The sequence below is a fragment of the Paraburkholderia sp. BL18I3N2 genome (assembly GCF_003001875.1).
GTDB classification, from domain to species: domain Bacteria; phylum Pseudomonadota; class Gammaproteobacteria; order Burkholderiales; family Burkholderiaceae; genus Paraburkholderia; species Paraburkholderia phytofirmans.
Genome location: NZ_PVNC01000009.1, coordinates 243,447 through 258,732, shown reverse-complemented (window position 1 = coordinate 258,732; position 15,286 = coordinate 243,447). Strand labels below are relative to the sequence as shown.

Below are 15,286 nucleotides of genomic sequence, written 5' to 3'. Positions count from 1 at the left end.
GCCGGAAAGATGCCTTCGGGGTCCGCGCCGGAGAGCGTGTAGTAATCGGTATGGCAGATGCCCGTGGCCTTCACTTCGATCAGGACTTCACCGGCACGCGGCCCTTCCAGATCGACTTCTTCGATCGTCAACGGCGCGCCGGCTTTCCATGCGATTGCTGCTTTGGTCTTCATCGTCAATGCTCCTGTGAGTCTGTAGAGGCAAGGCGCGTCGCGGCGGACTGCGTTGCGGCGCGCATGTGTTGCGATTCGGTGTTGCGGTCGATTCGTGCGCCTCATTCGGGCACGTCATCATTGTCATTCGGCGCACTGCGCCGACTCATACGTTAGCGCGCGAAAAACGTAATGGTATTGCAAAGTGCGTCACGGCATTGTCTGAACCTGACATGACATTCACTCATCGCGACGGCGTGTCGGCGAACCATGTTTCGACTCGTCCGTAGAGATCGAGAAAGCGCTCATAGCGCTCGGCCAGCTCCGTGTCGCCTTGCGGACCCGCGACACGCGTCGCGCCCGGCGCGAGCGCGGCGAGATCGCGCGCGTGCCAATGCCCGCTTGCAAGACCGCCGAGAATCGCCGCGCCACGCGGCGCCGCATTCGGACAATCGACTGCGTGCAACTCGACATTCAGCGCGTCGGCGAGCAACTGGCGCCAGCGGGCGTCGACGGAACCGCCGCCCGCCAGCTTCAACGCCGCCACCGTCGCGCCGCTCGCGCGAATCGCGTCGAGCCCGGCACGCAGCGAGAACGCGACGCCTTCGAACGCGGCGCGCATCATCGTGCCGCGCGTGTGATCGAGCGCGAGGCCGAGCCAGCCGCCGCGCGCCATCGGATTGAGCCAGGGCGTGCGTTCGCCTGTGAGGTACGGCAGGAACGTGAGGCCGGACGCCGACGCTGTGTTCGCATTGGAGGTGGTGGTCGCGCTGAACGCGCTGGTCGCGTTGGTCGCGTTTGTCCCGTCACCGAACGCGTCCCGATACGCATCGGCCCATTCATACGACAGCCATCCTCGCGTACGTTCGAGCGCGATGCCGACGTTCTGCATCGCCGCCATCCGATACCAGTGATCGCTCGCCGCGCGATAACGATGCAAGCCCTTGACCGCCGCGGGCGCGTGCTCGGCCAGCACGACGATTTGTCCGCCGGTGCCGGTGGTCAGCAACGCGTCGCCATCGTGTGCGAGCCCGCTGCCGAGCGCGGCGCACGGCGTATCGGCCGCGCCGGTCGCGAGCACGATGCCGGCGCGCAAACCCAGCGCCTGCGCCGCGCTCTCCGACAACACACCACCCGCCGCATAGGACGGCGCCAGCGGCGCGAACCATTCGTGCGGAATCTCGAGCCGATCGAGCATCGCCGCGTCCCACACGCCAGCGGGATCGGCGAGCGCGGTCGCGCAGGCGTCGGAGGGATCGGTCGCCACCGCGCCGCCCAGTGCGACGCGCAGCCAGTCTTTCGGTTGCAGCGCCCAGCGCGTGCGGCTCGCGGACTGCGGTTCGTGCAACACGATCCAGCGCAGCAGCGGACCGGCCATGCCCGGCGCAACCGGATTCGGCTGCGGTTCGGGCCACGCGTCGAGCAAGGCCAGCGCGCGCGTGTCAGGCCACAGCATGGCGGGCCGCACGGCCTCGCCCGCTGAGTCGATCAACACGACGCCGTGCATCTGCCCGGAAAAACCGATGGCCCGCACATCGCGGCGCAATCCATCGGGCAAACGCGCGGCGGCTTCGCATAGCGCGCGCCACCATGTTTGCACCGATGTCTCCGCCCAACCCGCCTGCGGCGTTTCAATGGGATACGCGACGCTCGCCACCGCCTGCTCGCGACCGTTTTCGTCGACGATTGCTACTTTGAGGGAACCGGTGCCGAGGTCGATGCCGAGAAAACTCATGGGCGATAGAGCGTCAAATTGAGGATGAATATGAGCACGCGAAAGCTGCCCGAGAAGCGTATTTTTCCGCACCGGCGCGGCGCTTGAGAAGCATGCGCAAACGCGCGCCGAAAATCGCGAATCGCGGGTTAACCCGCTTGCGCCGCGAGTCACATCAAAACAGGACTATGCGGTGAGCGAGATACACCTCATTGATTCTCACACATATCGCGTCAATCTGGACTCGCGCGACGCACCGCCTCGCATCGCCACTGCAAGGGGCTGACCGCCGATGGACCAGGGCCGCGCATTTCTTTTGGCTTTCAAAAGACCCCTACGCATATCGTCACCGGGAATGCCGGAATAGGCCCCAGTGGTCTTGTTGTGCTTTTTAGTCCCCGATACCTTGGAGCCATCCCAAAAACTCAGATGGTGGAGACAGACGATATGCAATCGAACACGGTTCACCCGTGCGACGAACGACTGCCCGCAGGCCAGTTGCTCACGCTCGGCATTCAGCACGTTCTGGTGATGTATGCCGGCGCCGTCGCGGTGCCGCTGATCATCGGCGCGGCGCTCAAGTTGCCGAAAGACCAGATCGCGTTTCTGATCAGCGCCGATCTGTTTTCCTGCGGCATCGCCACGTTGATTCAGACGCTCGGCCTGTGGATTTTCGGCATCCGTCTGCCGGTCATCATGGGTTGCACATTCGCGGCCGTCGGTCCGATGGTCGCGATCGGCACCAATCCCTCGCTCGGCATTCTCGATATTTTCGGCTCGACGATCGCGGCCGGTGTGGTCGGCATTCTGCTCGCGCCCGCGGTCGGCAAGCTGCTGCGGTTCTTCCCGCCGGTCGTGATCGGCGTGGTGATCTCGGTGATCGGTTTGTCGTTGATGGAAGTCGGCATCAATTGGGCGGCAGGCGGCGTGGGCAATCCCGATTACGGCAATCCGATCTATCTCGGCCTCTCACTGATCGTGCTGATGCTGATTCTGCTGATCAACAAATTCGCCAAGGGTTTCCTTGCCAATATCTCGGTGCTGCTCGGCATTGTCGCCGGCTTCGTGATCGCGCTGGCGATCGGCCGCGTCAACATGGAAGGCGTCACGCACGCGCCGTGGGTCGGCTTCGTCATGCCGTTCCACTTCGGCCTGCCGCACTTCGATCCGCTCTCGATCGCGACGATGGTCACCGTGATGTTCGTCACCTTCATCGAATCGACCGGCATGTTCCTCGCGGTCGGCGACATGGTGGATCGTCCGGTCGATCAGAAGACACTGGTGCGCGGCTTGCGCGTCGACGGCCTGGGCACGTTGATCGGCGGTATCTTCAACTCGTTCCCGCATACCTCGTTCTCGCAGAACGTCGGCCTGATCGGTGTGACCGGCGTGAAAAGCCGCTTTGTCTGCGCGATGGGCGGCGTGATCCTGGTGCTGCTGGGCCTGTTCCCGAAGATGGCGCAAGTGGTCGCGTCGGTGCCGGCTTTCGTGCTCGGCGGCGCGGGCATCGTGATGTTCGGCATGGTCGCGGCAAACGGCATCAAGGTGCTCTCGAAGGTCGACTTCGTGAAGAACCATCACAACCTGTTCATCGTCGCGGTCAGTATCGGCCTGGGTCTCGTGCCGGTGGTGTCGCCGCATTTCTTCTCGAAGCTGCCGCCGGCGCTCTCGCCGCTGTTGCATAGCGGGATTCTGCTGGCATCGGTGTCGGCTGTGGTGCTGAATCTGATCTTCAACGGCGTGAAGAGCGAGAAAAAGGCACAGTGCGAAATTCGCAGCGCCGGACATGACTTCGACGGACGCGGCGGCAACGAACCGCGCGGCGACGATATGCTGCGCGCAGCGGATGTGCACTGAACGGTACGCAACGCTTAGGGCGCTCGCGCGAACCAGAGATCGCGCGAGCGCTGCGGATAAAAAAACGCCACGGCGCAAATGCCGTGGCGTTTTTTGTGACTGGCTGCGTAGGACGGCTTTGTTCAAAACTGAAACCCGCCCTACACACCCGACGCTACATCGGGTTTCAACCCGCCGTGGCGGCCGAAGCCGCCACCGGCGCGCTTGCCGCACCGTAGTCGACCGGTGCATCGGCCGGACGCGGCTGCTCGCCGTTGTGTTCAATCCAGCCACCGCCGAGTACCTGATACAACGTCACCAGGTTCTGCAGACGTTCCATGCGGGCCGTGACCAGCAACTGCTGCGACGAATACAGATCGGTCTGCGCGGTCAGCACGGTCAGATAGCTGTCGACACCATTCGTGTAACGCAGGTTCGACAGATCCAGCCGGCGCTGCTCGGCAAAAGTATTGCGCTCCAGCGCCTGGATCTGCTGATCGTACGTGCCGCGCGCTGCGAGCGCGTCCGCCACATCGCGGAAGGCCGACTGGATCGCTTTTTCATACGTGGCGATCTGGACTTTCTTCTGGATGTTGGCGAGATCGAGGTTGGCCAGATTCTGGCCGCCCTCGAAGATCGGCAGCGTGATCGACGGCGCGAAGCTCCACGCCGCCGAACCCGGCTTGAACAGACCGCCGAGCGACGGGCTGAGCGTGCCGAAGCTGCCGGTCAGCGAGACCTTCGGGAAGAACGCCGCGCGCGCCGCGCCAATGTTCGCGTTGGCGGCCAGCAGATTCTCCTCGGCCTCCATGATGTCCGGACGACGCGTCAGCAGGTCAGACGGCAGACCCGCCGGAATATCCGTGAGGAGATTCTGGTTGTCCAGCGTCATGCCAGGCGGCAGATCGTCCGGCAACGGCTCACCGATCAGCAGCACGAGCGCGTTATCCGCTTGCGCCCGCAGACGCATCTGCTGTTGCAGGTTGGCCTGAGCCTGCTCGACCACGGTTTGCGACTGACGCAGATCCAGTTCCGAACCGGTGCCGTTGTCGAACTGCAACTTGGCGATCCGATACGATTCCTGCGAGGTCTTCAACGTGTTCTGCGTGACTTTCAACAGATCGTCGAGCTCGAGCACGGTCATGTACTGGGTCGCGACCTGCGAGACCAGCGAGATTTCCGCAGCCTTGCGCGCTTGAGCCGTAGCCAGGTATTGCGCCAACGCCTGATCCTTCAGGCTCTGAATCCGCCCGAAGAAGTCGATTTCCCAAGACGCGTTCAGACCGACCGAATACGTGTTGGTAATCGTCTGCCCGGCGAATGACAAGTCCTTCGGCGTACGCTGCTTGCTTTGCGAAGCCGCGGCGTCGAGCGTCGGCAGCAGACCGGCGCGAACGATGCGGTACTGCGCAGCCGACGCCTGCATGTTCAGCACCGACACGCGCAGATCGCGGTTGTTCTTCAGCGCGATCTCGATCAACCGCTGCATGCGCGGATCGACGAAGAAATCGCGCCAGCCGATATCTGCCGCGGCCTGGCCGTTCGCGCTGCGCGCAGCATTCGTCACGCCGGGCTGTTGCTTGCCCGTCTGGGTCGCGTCGGTCTGGCTCGCGCCCGGCTGGGTCGCGCCCGGCTGCGTGTCGTACACGCCGCCGGTCGGGAAGGTGCTCGTCGTGGGCACCGCCGGGCGCTCGTACTTCGGCGCCATCGTGCAACCCGCGGCGAACAGCGCGACCGCCACTGCAATCAGAGAGTGTTTTTGCATCTCAATGTCCGTCCTTGCCCGAGCCTTCATCAGCCGACCCGCCCGCCGAACCGCCGCCTTGGCCGTCATGCGGATGGTGCTGGTTGTAGTGTGCGAGCGCCTCATCCGGGTCTTCCTTCTCACCGCCGAATTTCGCGCGGATCACGACGAAGAACATCGGGATCATGAAAATGGCGAGGAAGGTCGCCGTCAACATCCCGCCGATCACGCCGGTACCGATCGCGTGCTGGCTGGCCGAACCGGCGCCGTTACTGATCGCGAGCGGCATCACGCCGAGAATGAACGCGAGCGAGGTCATCAGAATCGGACGCAACCGCAGACGCGCTGCTTCCAGCGCGGCCTCGATCGGCCCCATGCCTTCACCCTGCTGCAGTTCGCGGGCGAATTCCACGATCAGGATCGCGTTCTTCGCCGACAGACCCACCGTGGTCAACAGACCCACCTGGAAGAACACGTCGTTCTCGAGTCCGCGCAGCGTAGCGGCCAGCAGTGCGCCGATCACGCCGAGCGGCACCACCATGATCACCGAGAACGGGATCGACCAGCTTTCATACAGCGCCGCGAGACACAGGAACACGACGAGGATCGAGATGCCGTACAGAATCGGCGCCTGCGAACCGGACTGGCGTTCCTGCAGCGACAGACCCGTCCACTCGTAGCCGACACCCGCAGGCAGCTTCGCCACGAGCGCTTCCATGGCCGTCATGGCTTGACCGGTCGACTTGCCCGGTGCCGCCGCGCCCTGGATTTCCACCGCGGAAATACCGTTGTAGCGTTCCAGCTTCGGCGAACCGTAGGTCCACGTGCCGCTGGCGAACGACGAGAACGGCACCATGCCACCCGCGGTATTGCGCACGTACCACGCGTTCAGGTCTTCCGGCTTCATGCGGAACGGAGCATCGCCTTGCAGATACACCTTCTTGATCCGGCCGTCGGTATCGAGGAAGTTGTTCACGTACTGCGACGCCCACGCGATCGAGAACGTCTGGTCGATCGCGGACAGCGACACGCCGAGGGCCGAAGCCTTCTCGTGGTCGATATCCACCTTGAACTGCGGCGTATCGTTCAGGCCGTTCGGACGCACCTGAGCCAGCGTCGGATCTTTCGCCGCCATGCCCAGCAACATATTGCGTGCTTCCATCAGCTTTTCGTGACCGACGCCCGCGCGATCCTGCAATTCGAAGTCGAAGCCCGCGGCCGTGCCGAGTTCAGGAATCGACGGCGGATTCACCGGATACACCAGCGCGTTCTTGTAGCTGCCGAAGTGCATGAAGAGACGGCCCACCAGCGCCTGCACCTTCTGATCCGTATGCTGACGCTGCGCGTAATCCTTCATCCGCACGAACACGAGACCCGCATTCTGGCCGCGGCCGGCGAAGCTGAAGCCGTTCACGGTAAAGGTCGATTCGACGATGCTCTTCTCGGTGTTGAGCAGATAGTCGGACACGTCCTTCAACGCGCGCGCCGTGGTTTCCTGCGTCGAGCCCGACGGCGTTTGCACCAGCACGAACATCGTGCCCTGGTCTTCGTCGGGCAGGAACGACTTGGGCAACTTCACGAACAGCAGGCCGACGGCGAAAATCACCACCATATAGATGATCAGCCAACGGCCCGAGCGCTTGATCACGTGGTGCACGCCCGAGTGATACTTGTCGCGGCTCTTGTTGAAGGTGCGGTTGAACCAGCCGAAGAAGCCGGTGGTTTTTTCCTGATGCCCCTGTTCGATCGGCTTGAGAATCGTCGCGCACAATGCCGGCGTCAGAATCAACGCGACCAGCACCGACAGCACCATGGCCGCGACGATCGTCAGCGAGAACTGCCGGTAAATTGCGCCGACCGAACCGCCAGAGAACGCCACCGGCACGAACACCGCCGACAGCACGAGCGCCACGCCGACCAGCGCGCCGGTAATCTGATCCATTGCCTTGCGGGTGGCATCGCGAGGCGACAAGCCCTCCTCCTGCATCACCCGCTCGACGTTTTCCACCACCACGATCGCGTCGTCCACCAGCAAGCCGATCGCCAGCACGAGCCCGAACATGGACAGCGTGTTGATCGAAAAACCCACCAGACCCATGATCGCGAACGTGCCCAGCAGCACCACCGGCACGGCGATCGTCGGGATCAGCGTGGCGCGCAGGTTCTGCAGGAACAGGTACATGACCAGGAACACCAGCACGATACCTTCGAGCAGCGTCTTGACCACTTCTTCGATCGACAGGCGCACGAACGGCGTGGTGTCGTACGGGTACTGCACCACCAGACCGTGCGGGAAGTACTTCGACAGTTCGGCGACCTTCGCGCGCACCGCCTTCGCGGTAGCCAGCGCATTCGCGCCGGTAGCGAGCTGAATACCGAAGCCTGCCGTCGGCTGGCCGTTGTACTTGGTGTCGAAGTTGTAGTTTTCGCCGCCCAGCTCGATGTGGGCCACGTCCTTGATGCGAACCCGCGAACCGTCCTGGTTCACCTTCAGCAGCACGTTGCCGAACTGTTCAGGCGTATTGAGCAGCGTGGCTTCCGTGATGGTGGCCTGCAGCACCTGGCCCGGCACGGAAGGCGTGCCGCCGAGCGAACCGCCCGCGACCTGCACGTTCTGCGCTTGCAACGCGGTTTCGACGTCCACCGGCGTGAGGCCGAAGTTGGTCAGCTTGTTCGCGTCCAGCCAGATCCGCATGGCGTACTGCGAACCGAACAGCGTCACCGTGCCCACGCCGTCGATACGGCTGACCGGATCCTGAATGTTCGACGCGACGTAGTTCGCCAGGTCGTACTTGTTCATGCTGCCGTCTTCGGACACGAACGCCATGACCAGCAAGAAGCTGCTGCTCGACTTCGTGACCTTGGTGCCCAACTGCTGCACGGCTTGCGGCAGGAGCGGCGTGGCGAGCTGCAGCTTGTTCTGCACCTGCACCTGCGCGATGTCTGGATTGGTGCCGGCCGCGAACGTCAGCGTGATGGTTGCCGTACCCGAGTCGTCCGAGGTGGACGACAGATACAGCAAGTGGTCGAGACCACTCATCTGCTGCTCGATCACCTGCGTGACGGTGTTTTCCACCGTCTTCGCCGATGCGCCCGGGTACGTTGCGCTGATCTGCACGGCCGGCGGCGCGATGGTCGGGTACTGCGCGATCGGCAATGTGAAGACCGACGCGATACCCGCGAGCATCAGAATAATGGCGATCACCCATGCAAAAATCGGGCGATCAATGAAGAACTTTGCCATGAGGCGGGCTCCCTGTTATTACGCGCCCGATGCGGCGGAGGCAGGTTGTGCCGTCTGCGCAGCACCGCTGGCGGCCGGCGCGCTCTGAGCAGCAGCGCCGGAAGCGGGTGTGGCGGGAAGTTGCGCGGCAACGGTCTTGACCTGCATGCCGGGCTTCGCCTTATCGGTGCCCTGCACGATCACGCGGTCGCCCGGATTCAGGCCGCTCTCGACCACCCAGTTCGAACCGTACGTGCCCGAGGTGACCAGCTGACGCAACACCACCTTATTGTCGTTACCGACGACCAGCGCGGTCGGCTGACCCTTCTGGTCGTGCGTGATGCCAACTTGCGGTACGACGAGCGCATTCTCGTTGACGCCTTCCTCAATGCGCGCGCGCACGAACATGCCCGGCAGGAGCACCTTGTCCGCGTTCTTGAAGATCGCACGCACGGTAACCGAACCGGTGCCCTGGTCGACCGTCACGTCGGTGAACTGCAGCTTGCCCTTCTCCGAATAGGTGCGGCCGTCTTCGAGAATCAGCGACACCTTGGCGGCGTCCGGACCCGTGGTCTTCAGGCGCCCTTCCTGCATGTCGCGGCGCAGCTTCAGTCCGTCGAGGCTCGATTGCGTCAGGTCCACATAGACAGGATCCAGCGTCTGCACGGTCGCCATCAACGTGGCGGCGCTTGCCTGCACGTAGGCGCCCGGCGTGACCTGCGAGATGCCGACCTGGCCGCTCACCGGCGAGACCACATCCGTGTAGCCGAGATTGATCTGCGCCGTGTCGACCGCCGCCTTGCCCGCGGCGACGTCAGCCGCGGCCTGGCCTTCCGAAGCCACCGCGTTGTCGTAGTCCTGCTTGCTGACCGCGTTGGCGGCAACCAGCACCTTGTAGCGATTGGCCTGCGCCGTCGTCGACACCAGGTTGGCCTGCGCCTTCGCCAGGCTTGCCTTGGCGTTGTTCAGCGTGGCGATGTACGGCGCCGGATCGATCTTGTACAGACGTTGACCCGCTTTGACCTGGCCGCCTTCCGTAAACTCGCGGCGCAACACGATGCCGTCGACCCGCGCGCGCACTTGCGCGACGAGGAAGGCACTTGTGCGGCCGGGCAATTCGGTGACGACGGGCACGGCCGTTGGCTGAACGGTGACGACGCCGACTTCCGGCGTCTGTTGCGGCGGGGCAGATTGTTTTGGTCCGCACGCTGCCAGCAATACGGCAGCCGTCGCGGCACTGATTAAGCGGAATGGAACCCGTTCGACGCGCATGGAGCGACCTCTGTCAAAGACTGAGAATGAAAAAGTGCGCGCATCCCTACCCCGGGGACGACAGCGCACACATGCGTCTTGCGACGCCTGACCGGACACCCGCGGACGCACACCGAACCTGCAGGGCATCCTGAGCGAAATGCGCCATACCGGGGAAATGCCGCACGGCGCCGCCCGTCTGGGCACGGCGCAAAGAGCGTTTTGAAAGGCAACAGTGACGGATATTAACGGTTCGTCACGGCTTGGGCTATCCGATCGTGGGATGCTATTATATATACATTCACGAATGCATGTAAAAGTGCGTTTATCTCTTGCTGGCAGGGGGCTTGCAAGATCGCTTCGCAATTCGCTCCACAGTAGACGGATTGTCATCGGGCATACTTAAAAACGCTCGGGAAAACCCCACAATCAGGGCAGGTCATTCCAACATGGTCAGAAGAACCAAAGAAGAGGCGCAGGAGACGCGCAACAGTATCCTCGACGCGGCTGAACGGGTCTTCTTCGAGAAAGGCGTATCGCGCACGTCGCTTGCCGACATCGCGCAGGCCGCCGGTGTCACACGCGGTGCCATCTACTGGCACTTCGCGCATAAAAGCGATCTGTTCACTGAAATGTTCGACCGCGTGCTTCTGCCGCTGGACGAACTCAAAGCCGCCTCGCAAGATCCCAACGAGCCCTTTCCGCTCGGACGTCTGATGGAAATCTGCACGGTCTGTCTACGCGACACCGCCAACGATCCGCGTCGCCGGCGCGTGTTCGACATCCTGTTTCTGAAATGCGAGCTGGTCGAGGAAATGGGCCCGGTGATGGTCCGCTATCAAACCAACATGCGCGAAGGGCTCCAGAAAATCGAAGGCGGTCTGCGCAATGCCATCTCCAAAGGACAACTGCCCGCGGACCTGGACACGAAGCTGGCGGCGACGATGGTGCATGCGTTTGTCAGCGGTTCGCTGCGCGACATGCTGTTTTTGCCCGACGCCACGGATTTCGGCGCCCATGCCGTGCAGATGGTCGAAGGTATGTTCGATGCGCTGAAGCTGAGCCCGGCGTTGCGCAATGGGCATGCGCAGCGCAGCGGCGGCGGTTAGCCGATCGCCTGACGAAAGCGATCGACGCAAAAAGGCGGACGGGTGAGCGACCCGCCGCCTTGGTTTGACGCGCAGCATGCGTGATGCCGCATTCTCCACTTTGTTCTACCCGCCGAGCCGTAGCGCCGCATCCTTATATAGCAGCGCTCGACACCGCCACCGTCCGCGCTTTCTTTACGCCGCGGCCCGCGTGGCCCTTGCCTTCTGATTCGACGCATAGATATTGCCGCGCTCCAACGGCGCCCCACTCTGCACGGCCGCGAGCCACTCGTCCGTGCTCGCCACCGCCGCGAAACGCGACTGCAGCACCACGCTGAACACCCGGTGGATGTCCTGCGCGCTGGCGAAACCTGCGCTGTTCTCATACGGCACCGAACCCGTCGCGTCGTGCAGGAATTCGACGGCCAGCCCCGAGTGAACCGCGTGGTTGATGGTCGACGCGTCGCAGTTGTGTGTCATGTAGCCGGTCACCGTCAGCGTGTCGATTTGACGCGCGGCGAGCCAGTCGGCGAGATCGGTGCCGGTGAAAGCGCTGGGCAGCGACTTTTCAACGTAATGATCCCGAGCCCGCTCGCCCACCACCGGATGCAGCTCCGCCCCGCGGCTGCCACGCGCGAACAACGGCGAGCTGGCCGGCGCGAAGTTCTGCACGACCACCACCGGCACTCCGGCGGCCCGCGCCGCATCCATCGCGCGGCCGATGTTGGCGAGCGAGCTTTGTACGTCCGGGTATTCGATCGGCAGATCGCCGGTCACGTATTCGTTCTGCACGTCGATGACGATCAGCGCACGGCGCGGTGTGGTCATGGCAAGACTCCTCAGTCGAGTAAAGGGGCCGCGCGGCCGGCTCCGGTTTGGACTCGGCACGAGCAGCGGCGATGACTGCATTGTTCCCTCGCGGCCAACTTCCCGACAGCGACCCGAATGACAAGATTCGCTAGAATCGGGCCATCGTCGGAATTTGAGGTGACTGATGGCCACGCCTGCTTCCGCTTCCGCTTCCTCTGTCGCGACACGCGGCGAACCGCTCCGCCACATCGTCGCGGTGGTCGCGTTCGACCGCATCAGTCCGTTCCATCTTTCGGTGCCGTGCGTGGTGTTTGGAGAAGACCGCAGCGGCGGCGGCGTGCCTGAGTTCGACTTCCGCGTCTGCGCGGCCGAAACGGGCGCGCTGACCACCACCGCCGGCTTTTCGATCGCCGTCACGCATGGACTCGAAGCGCTCGCCGATGCGGACACGATCATCGTGCCGAGCTGGCGCGACCCGGCCGAAACGCCGCCCGCCGCGCTGCTCGACGCGCTACGCGCCGCCCACGCGCGCGGCGCGCAACTGGTCGGGCTCTGTCTGGGCGCGTTCGTGCTGGCGGCCGCCGGCATCCTCGACGACCGTCCGGCGTCGACGCACTGGGCGTGGGCCGACGACTTCGCGCGCCGCTACCCGCGCGTGCGCCTCGACCCGAACGTGCTCTATGTCGACGACGGCAACGTGCTGACCTCGGCCGGCACCGCCGCCGGCCTCGACTGCTGTTTGCATGTGATGCGCAAGCTGTGCGGCGCCGAAGTGGCGAATTACATCGCGCGCCGGCTGGTGGTGCCGCCGCATCGGCAAGGCGGCCAGGCGCAATACGTTCAGCAACCGATGCCGCCGAATGTGCGCGGCGACCGGCTGTCGGGTCTGCTCGATTGGGTGAGCGGCAATCTGACGTTGCCGCATACGCTCGACACGCTGGCCGGGCGCGCGCTGATGAGCCGCCGTACGTTCACGCGACGCTTCCGGCTCGCCACGGGCACCACCGTCGGCGCATGGCTGCTGGCGCAGCGGCTCGCTCGCGCGCAGCAATTGCTGGAGAGCACCGACGAGTCGGTGGAAGCGATCGCGGGTATCGCGGGCTTCGGCTCGACCGCTTCGTTACGGCAACATTTCGCGGAGGCGTTCCGCACCTCGCCGTCGGCATGGCGAAGGGAGTTTCGCGGCGTGTGATTTCGCGGCGTATGAGTGTGAATGCGCGCGCCTGTACTCAGCCACCGACGTTTCGTAGCACGCCACCAGGATTTCGTAGTCGCATCGGCGCGACAGCGGCACCAACCGCCGCCCGCGCCGCAACTACGACAGACACCATCAGACTCAATGCTCGCTGATCCAGCGCGCGACATACAACAGCAGCGCGACCAGAAAGATCATCGCGGCCCAGGCCCAGTTCGGCACAGCATGCGGACTCGGCTCGTGATGCGGGACCCCGTGCGATACACCATGCGCGGCTCCGTGCGACGCGCTGGCCGCGCGCCCTGGCAGCGCATTGCCGTGATCCGAGCGCACGCGCCGCGCCATGTTGCCGAGCGTGATCGGCCGCAGGAAGACATGCTGGCGGCGCACCGCCGAACCCCGCGCGCGATTCGGACCTTGCCCGTGCTTGGCGCGCACGACAGCCTCGAACTCGGTGAAAAAGTCGTCGGCCAGTTGATGCAGCGCGTTTTCGAGTTGCCGCGTCGGCAGTTCGGCGAGCGGGCCGGACGAGGTCGCCCAAATGGTGTAATCGATCCGCGTGCCGCGCTCCCTGTCGGCACCATGCGCGCTTTCGTCCGCGCGCAAGCGTACTTCGATCTGTCCGCGCAAGGCGCCGATGCCTTCGGCGCGGGCTTTGAAGTTGATGGTGCGGCGCTGTGCGTCCGCCGGACCCGAATCCTGGCCGGCCACGTGGGCACGCGCCTGGTAGCGCGCGCGCAGCGGACCGAGCGGCACGGTCATGATCAATTCGTATTCGCCGTGCGCGAGGCGCGTGAACGACTCGCAGTTGTCGAGGCTGGCGCGCAGCAGCGCAAGATCTTGCAATGCCTCCCAGACGTCCGATGCGCCAAGCGGAATCCGTAACGCGTCGTTCAGTTCCATGGCAGCCTCCCCGATGAACGCGCGACAGCGGGATCAGGACGTCTGATCGATGCGGTCGACGCGCGAAGCGTAAAACGCGAGATACCCTTTGATCTGCATGGCCGACTCGAGCGGCGTTTCGTAACTCCACACGGCGTTCTCGATCAGGCCGTCTTCCGTGCGCAGATGGAAGTACGACGCGTCGCCCTTGAACGGACAGTGCGTGGTGTGCGACGAGCGCTCGAGCCTGGCCATGTTCACGTCCGAACGCGGGAAATAGAACACGTCCGGCAGACCGGTTTCCGACAGTGTCAGCCCTGCCTGCGTATCGGCCATGGTCACGCCGCCGTGAATCATCCGCACCCGGTGAGTGTTGCCGGTGATCACGATGGTGTGCCCACCCGTGCTCGCGCCCGGGCTCCCGTGAGGTGTCAAGGCATCGCTCATGTCTCGGCTCCGTGATGGTGTGCGGTCATGCAAAACAGAAAAGCCACGGGGGTACCCGTGGCTTCATTATCGGCCAAAGTCCGGCCGATTGCGCGACCTTCCTGCGCGGAGTGCGGCGCTGGCCACACCACCGCCCGAGACGGCGCCCGGCTTACTGCGTGTTCCAGTAGAAGGCGGCCCTCGCGGTGCCCTTGGCCGGGATCGTCACCGGTTTGGACTGGTCGCGGTCCTTGTACTGCGCATGCACCGTGTAGCGGCCCGGGCGCAGTTTCACCAGCATATACGGCCCGCGCGACGTGGTGCTCAGCACCTCGCCGTTGTGCGCATCGACCACGCGCACATGAATGTCGGCGAGAAAGTCGGAACCCGGGCCCGTGAAGCGCAGCGACAGTGGCCACTGGCTCTGCGCCTGCTGCAGCGCCTTCGATTCGTCGAGACCGACGCCGCCCGACACGAACGAGACGTCGCCTTGTTGCTGGATTTGCGGCAGGCCGCCGCCGTTGGCGTTGCCCGCGCTGGATTGATCGGTGGTCGTGCCGCCGGTCGTATCGCTTGCCTGCTGTGCGTATGCGCCACCCGCCAGACCGAGCGTGAGCGCTGCGGCAACCGCGGCGGCTACGATCCTTCGCTGATTGCGTTGGGTTTTCATCGGTTCGCTCCTTGTTGAGGTCCTATGCCTGCTTCTCCCGGTTTCCCGCAATGGGCCCGGATCAAGGCAGACGCAACCTGCGTGCCAAGGCGCCGGCTGCGTCATACGGAAACCGCCACGCGCCGCGCCGTGCGGCGCACAGCGCTCTTCTTCGATGCAAAGGTCCAAATAAAAATTGCCGGTCCGCTGGCAGTAAGTGCAACGGACCGGCAAGCATTACTTCAACTCGCGATGAGATCGGCCGCAGCGTCGGTCAAACTTCCAACCGCTCTCGCGACCGTGCCGTCCGCCGCGC

General features: G+C 64.0%; 11 protein-coding genes and 1 pseudogene. 3 read left to right on the top strand and 9 right to left on the bottom strand.

Translation table 11 applies throughout. The features are described from left to right. Both B0G75_RS24155 and B0G75_RS24150 read right to left on the bottom strand, forming a co-directional pair. Positions 1-173, bottom strand: a pseudogene (locus B0G75_RS24155) (alcohol dehydrogenase catalytic domain-containing protein); the annotation flags it as partial. A 223-nt stretch (positions 174-396) separates the two neighbouring features. Next, the gene (locus tag B0G75_RS24150; RefSeq protein ID WP_106311366.1) at positions 397-1,887 is read right to left on the bottom strand and encodes a xylulokinase; all 1,491 of its coding nucleotides are present in this window, start codon (positions 1,885-1,887) and stop codon (positions 397-399) included. 426 nt (positions 1,888-2,313) lie between these two features. Here B0G75_RS24150 and B0G75_RS24140 point away from each other — a divergent pair, with 426 nt between their 5' ends. Further along, positions 2,314-3,723: a nucleobase:cation symporter-2 family protein gene (locus B0G75_RS24140; protein WP_106311363.1), complete on the top strand. Its 1,410-nt coding sequence runs from the start codon at positions 2,314-2,316 to the stop codon at positions 3,721-3,723. A 166-nt stretch (positions 3,724-3,889) separates the two neighbouring features. On the opposite strand, the gene B0G75_RS24135 is transcribed toward B0G75_RS24140, so the two are convergent. The 3 genes from B0G75_RS24135 to B0G75_RS24125 are packed head-to-tail and all read right to left on the bottom strand — an operon-like array spanning position 3,890 to position 9,941. Further along, positions 3,890-5,467, bottom strand: coding sequence for an efflux transporter outer membrane subunit (locus tag B0G75_RS24135; protein WP_106311360.1), 1,578 nt, complete (start codon positions 5,465-5,467; stop codon positions 3,890-3,892). A gap of 1 nt (position 5,468) precedes the next feature. Further along, complete coding sequence (locus tag B0G75_RS24130) at positions 5,469-8,690, bottom strand: efflux RND transporter permease subunit (protein WP_106311357.1); 3,222 nt, start codon at positions 8,688-8,690, stop codon at positions 5,469-5,471. An 18-nt stretch (positions 8,691-8,708) separates the two neighbouring features. Continuing rightward, a complete protein-coding gene (locus B0G75_RS24125) occupies positions 8,709-9,941 on the bottom strand; it encodes an efflux RND transporter periplasmic adaptor subunit (protein WP_106311354.1) in 1,233 nt (410 codons plus the stop codon). Positions 9,942-10,369: 428 nt separating this feature from the next. On the opposite strand from B0G75_RS24125, the gene B0G75_RS24120 reads away from it, so the two are divergent. Further along, positions 10,370-11,029: a TetR family transcriptional regulator gene (locus B0G75_RS24120; RefSeq protein ID WP_106311351.1), complete on the top strand. Its 660-nt coding sequence runs from the start codon at positions 10,370-10,372 to the stop codon at positions 11,027-11,029. A 174-nt stretch (positions 11,030-11,203) separates the two neighbouring features. Here B0G75_RS24120 and B0G75_RS24115 read toward each other — a convergent pair whose 3' ends face one another. After that, positions 11,204-11,836 carry a cysteine hydrolase family protein gene (locus B0G75_RS24115; RefSeq protein WP_106311348.1) on the bottom strand — a complete coding sequence of 211 codons (633 nt, stop codon included), beginning with the start codon at positions 11,834-11,836 and terminating at the stop codon, positions 11,204-11,206. A 166-nt stretch (positions 11,837-12,002) separates the two neighbouring features. Here B0G75_RS24115 and B0G75_RS24110 point away from each other — a divergent pair, with 166 nt between their 5' ends. After that, positions 12,003-13,010, top strand: a complete 1,008-nt coding sequence (locus B0G75_RS24110; protein WP_106311345.1) for a helix-turn-helix domain-containing protein — start codon at positions 12,003-12,005, stop codon at positions 13,008-13,010. Positions 13,011-13,154: 144 nt separating this feature from the next. Here the strand turns inward: B0G75_RS24110 and B0G75_RS24105 are convergent, their stop codons facing one another. The 3 genes from B0G75_RS24105 to B0G75_RS24095 form a co-directional block, all read right to left on the bottom strand. Beyond that, entirely contained in the window at positions 13,155-13,916 is a 762-nt protein-coding gene (locus B0G75_RS24105) for a CoxG family protein (RefSeq protein ID WP_106311342.1), read from the bottom strand. 33 nt (positions 13,917-13,949) lie between these two features. Next, positions 13,950-14,342: a DUF427 domain-containing protein gene (locus B0G75_RS24100; RefSeq protein ID WP_106311339.1), complete on the bottom strand. Its 393-nt coding sequence runs from the start codon at positions 14,340-14,342 to the stop codon at positions 13,950-13,952. 151 nt (positions 14,343-14,493) lie between these two features. Beyond that, positions 14,494-14,991, bottom strand: a complete 498-nt coding sequence (locus B0G75_RS24095) for a carboxypeptidase-like regulatory domain-containing protein (RefSeq protein WP_106311336.1) — start codon at positions 14,989-14,991, stop codon at positions 14,494-14,496. Positions 14,992-15,286: the final 295 nt, after the last annotated feature.

What these genes read in the sequence shown, in the direction of transcription:
- B0G75_RS24105 (WP_106311342.1), bottom strand. Translation starts at nt 13,916, where the DNA reads ATGGAACTGAACGACGCGTTACGGATTCCGCTTGGCGCATCGGACGTC.
- B0G75_RS24135 (WP_106311360.1), bottom strand. Translation starts at nt 5,467, where the DNA reads ATGCAAAAACACTCTCTGATTGCAGTGGCGGTCGCGCTGTTCGCCGCG.
- B0G75_RS24110 (WP_106311345.1), top strand. Translation starts at nt 12,003, where the DNA reads ATGGCCACGCCTGCTTCCGCTTCCGCTTCCTCTGTCGCGACACGCGGC.
- B0G75_RS24120 (WP_106311351.1), top strand. Translation starts at nt 10,370, where the DNA reads ATGGTCAGAAGAACCAAAGAAGAGGCGCAGGAGACGCGCAACAGTATC.
- B0G75_RS24100 (WP_106311339.1), bottom strand. Translation starts at nt 14,342, where the DNA reads ATGAGCGATGCCTTGACACCTCACGGGAGCCCGGGCGCGAGCACGGGT.
- B0G75_RS24125 (WP_106311354.1), bottom strand. Translation starts at nt 9,941, where the DNA reads ATGCGCGTCGAACGGGTTCCATTCCGCTTAATCAGTGCCGCGACGGCT.
- B0G75_RS24140 (WP_106311363.1), top strand. Translation starts at nt 2,314, where the DNA reads ATGCAATCGAACACGGTTCACCCGTGCGACGAACGACTGCCCGCAGGC.
- B0G75_RS24150 (WP_106311366.1), bottom strand. Translation starts at nt 1,887, where the DNA reads ATGAGTTTTCTCGGCATCGACCTCGGCACCGGTTCCCTCAAAGTAGCA.
- B0G75_RS24115 (WP_106311348.1), bottom strand. Translation starts at nt 11,836, where the DNA reads ATGACCACACCGCGCCGTGCGCTGATCGTCATCGACGTGCAGAACGAA.
- B0G75_RS24095 (WP_106311336.1), bottom strand. Translation starts at nt 14,991, where the DNA reads ATGAAAACCCAACGCAATCAGCGAAGGATCGTAGCCGCCGCGGTTGCC.
- B0G75_RS24130 (WP_106311357.1), bottom strand. Translation starts at nt 8,690, where the DNA reads ATGGCAAAGTTCTTCATTGATCGCCCGATTTTTGCATGGGTGATCGCC.